This is a genomic window from Clostridia bacterium (genome assembly GCA_019683875.1).
In the GTDB taxonomy this organism is placed as follows: domain Bacteria; phylum Bacillota; class Sulfobacillia; order RBS10-35; family Bu92; genus Bu92.
The window spans coordinates 1-3,660 of the sequence record JADGHN010000144.1 but is presented as its reverse complement, the minus strand read 5'-3'; the positions used below and the strand labels follow the sequence as shown (position 1 = coordinate 3,660).

General features: G+C 73.1%; 2 protein-coding genes. One reads left to right on the top strand and one right to left on the bottom strand.

What is annotated here, in order from left to right:
* Nucleotides 1-122 precede the first annotated feature (122 nt).
* Nucleotides 123-2,372, bottom strand: coding sequence for a xanthine dehydrogenase family protein (locus tag IRZ18_08995; GenBank protein ID MBX5477240.1), 2,250 nt, complete (start codon nt 2,370-2,372; stop codon nt 123-125).
* A 251-nt stretch (nt 2,373-2,623) separates the two neighbouring features.
* Between IRZ18_08995 and IRZ18_08990 the strand changes: the two genes are divergently transcribed.
* The gene (locus tag IRZ18_08990; protein ID MBX5477239.1) at nt 2,624-3,622 is read left to right on the top strand and encodes a DMT family transporter; all 999 of its coding nucleotides are present in this window, start codon (nt 2,624-2,626) and stop codon (nt 3,620-3,622) included.
* The last annotated feature ends 38 nt before the right edge of the window (nt 3,623-3,660 follow it).

Sequence of the window (3,660 nt, the reverse complement as noted above, 5' to 3'; positions counted from 1 at the left end):
TGTCCCATTAGTAACCCCTTTTTAGGCCGCGCGCGGACGCCGCAAGGTGAGCGTGCTGGAATTGGCCGAGGCGCTGGGTAACAGCAGCGAAGCGTGCCGCTGCGTCATCGCGGCGCCGCGCCCTACCTCCCGTCCCCCACTCCCCGCGCCCGCACCCACGTGTGCAGGCGCGCCGGCGTGGCCGGCAGCTCCAGCACCTCGACGCCGTATGACGCCAGTGCGTCCTCGACGGCAGCCGCGATGGCCGCAAGCGCTGGGATCGTGCCGCTCTCGCCCGCACCCTTTGTGCCGATCGGATTCAGCGGCGACGGTGTCTCGAGGTGACGCAGTTCAATGCGCGGCATTTCCGCGGCCGTGGGGATGAGGTAGTCCATGTAGGTCCCCGTCGTCAACTGGCCGTGCTCGTCATAGACGAGTTCCTCAAAGAGCGCGCCGGAAAGCCCGTGCACAATGCCGCCGTGGATCTGCCCCTCGACGACCGCGGGGTTCACCACCGTGCCGCAGTCGTGCGCCATCACGTAGCGGAGGATGCGCACCTGGAACGTGTGCGGGTCCACCTCAGCCACGACTGCTTGCGCGCCGTTGCCGTAGGGGACGTCCGCCGACTCGTATGACGCCGTGGCGCGCAGGCGCTCTGCACCCGCCGCGCGCACCAGTTCCGCCAGCGTGAGGCGACGGCCGTCCAGCGCCTCCACCGCGCCGTCTCGCCAGCACAGCTCCTCCACCGGCACTTCAAGAAGCTCCGCCGCCTCGCGCATGGCCGCGTCCCGGAGAGCCTCGGCGGCGCGTCGCGCGGCGTTCGTCATCATGACGCCGCTGCGGCTCCCGAAGGTGCCAACGCCGTCGGGCAGGACGCTCGTGTCGGTGTCCGCGGGGACGACGTCCGCGTAGTCGAGACCGAGGGCGTCGGCCACCACCTGGGCGGCCGTGGTGCCGTGGCTCTGGCCGGTGTCGGGCGCGCCCGTGGCGACCGCCACGCGCCCGTCCTCGCGCACGAAGGCTGTCGCCGACTCCATGGGCCCGCGGCCGGTGTCCTCCATGGCCACGGCGAAGCCGACGCCGACAAGCCGCCCCGTCCTCGCCGCCTCCGCTTTCAGCGCGCGCACGGCGTCCAGGTCAATGGCCTCCAGCGCCGCCTCGAACGTGGCGAGCGGGTCGCCGCTGTCGTAGACGATGGGGCGCCCGTCCGGGCCCTTGAGACCGCGTTCGAACGGCATTTCGGCGGCCGTGATGAGGTTGCGCCGTCGCACCTCTTCCCGCGGAAGGCCGAGCTCGCGCGCGAGGGCGTCCATCATCCGCTCCATGATGAAGTTCGCCTGGGGGCGGCCGGCGCCGCGGTACGGGCCGGTGGGCGTGCGGTTCGTCAGCACGCCGTGGAAGCGGTTGCGGTAGGCCTCCATGCGGTACGGCCCGGGGATGTTGCGGGCGGTGTGGCCCATCACGATGAAGCCGCGGAACGGGTAGGCGCCGTAGTCGACGTAGCACGTGTCCTCCACGGCGAGGAGCGTGCCGTCCCGCCGGGCGGCGATGGCCGCGTGGTGGACCTGTTCCCGCTCGTGGACCGTGGCGACGAAGTGCTCCCGCCGGTCTTCCAGGAAGCGGACGGGCCGGCCCAGCTTCAGGGCGAACCACGCGGCCAGCAGGTCTTCCGGGTAGGCGCCGTTCTTGACCCCGAAGCCGCCGCCGACGCGCGGCACGATGACGCGCACCCTCTCCACGGGCAGGCCCAGGGCGGCGGCGAGCGTCTCCCGCACCCGGTGGGGACCCTGCGTGGCCGTCCACACGACAAGGCCCCCCGTCTCCGGATCCGGGGCGGCCACGACGGCGCGCGGCTCCAGAGGGTGGGCGGATGCCCGGTGCAGGCGCAACGTGCGCCGCACGACGACGTCCGCCCGCGCGAACGCGCGCTCCACGTCCCCGAAGCCCATCTCGCCCTGTTGCGCCACCGGCGCCGATTCCAGGTCGAGGCAGGCAGGCAGCGGCTCGTACTCCACCGCGACCTGCTCGGCCGCGTCCTCCGCCTTCGCCCGCCCCTCCGCCACGACGGCCGCGACCCCCTCGCCGACGAAACGCGCCTCGCCCCGCGCAAGCGCCGGCCAGGGCTGCTCCATCAGCGACGGGGCGGCCTCCTGGATTTGTTCAAATGTGGCCACGGCGGCGACGCCGGGCATCTTCCGCGCGGCGTCGGCCCGCACGCCGCGGACCTTCGCGTGCGCGTACGGGCTGCGCACCAGGACCAGATCCAGCATGCCCGGAAGGCGCAGGTCTCCGGTGAACGTGGCCCGGCCGGTCAGGAGCGTCGGATCCTCCTTGCGCGGCACGGTCCGACCCACCGCGCGCCGCTCCGTCACGGTCGTTATCGGGAACGTCATGGGATCCCGCCCTCCTCGTGCGTGGTTGCCTCGCCCGCGACCGCGGCGTCCGCCGTCTCCGCCCGCGGGCGCAATCGTTTGCAGGCCTTCGTGCCGTGGGGATTCCGCGGGGACATGACGGTTCCTGCCGGTTCGCGCCCGTTGCCCGGACATTTCCAGGACGCGCCAGGAACGGCCGCCGGCGGGGCGAAATCACGCCCAAGCCGCGTCGAGAGAAACGGATGCGCCGCCATGCGGGACGGGGGCTTCGCTTGAAAGGGGAGGACGCCGGCGTGTGGGGCATCGTGCTCTCCCTGGCGGCCGGGCTGTTCTTCGGACTCACGGCGACGGCCGCCGATCGCGGCATGAGGGCTGGCGGCACGCCGCTCCAGGCTCTCGCGGCCACCATGGCCGTCACGTCCGCGGCCAGCGTCCTCGTGCTGGCCGGTCAGGCGTGGACGGGCACCCTCGTGTGGCCGCCGGACGCCGCCGGCTTCGCCAGCTTCGCCGTGGCCGGGCTGTGCGGTTCGCTCGTCGGCCGGTTCACGAACATGGCGGCGGTGCGCCGCATCGGCCCCGCGCGGCTGACGCAGCTGTCTCCCTCGGACACCGTCTTCACCGTGCTCATCTCCGTGCTCGTCCTGCGGGAGCGCCTGCCGTGGACGGCGTGGCTCGGGGTGACGGGCGTGCTGACCGGGGTCACGCTCATCGCGACGGAGACCGCGGCGGCGCGCGTGGAAGGACCGGGCCAGGTCGTCCCAGGCAGTGAGGGTTCGGGCGCTGCCTCCCCGGGCGCCGGCGAGACGGCGGCGACGGCCGAGCGCGGCCGGCCGGCCGTCGACCCGAAGGGCCTGGCCCTTGGGCTCCTGACGGGGGCGCTTTACGCTGCGCGCAACGTGCTCTCGGACGTCGGCTTCCGCCATCTGGGCTCCGCGCTGGAGGGGACGGCCATCGGCGTGCTCGTGTCCCTGGTGGCGTACGTCGCGTACTTCGGCGCGAAGGGCGAGCTCGCCGTCCACTGGCCGCGGGGCGAGGCGCGCCGTTACCTTCTGCTGAGTGGGCTCTGCGCCGTCATCGCGTGGTTCACGTTCACCGAGGCGATCGCTCTCGCGCACGCGCCCGTGGCCACGACCCTGAAGAACACGACGCCCCTCTGGACGCTGGCCATCGGCTACGTCGCGTACCGCAACGAGGAGCGCATCGGCACGCGCACGCTGCTCAGCGCGCTCGTCATCTTCGCCGGCGTGGCGCTCATCGCGCTCCGCGGCTGACAGGGGCGACGCCGTGCCGGCGGCCCCCTTCCGCGCTC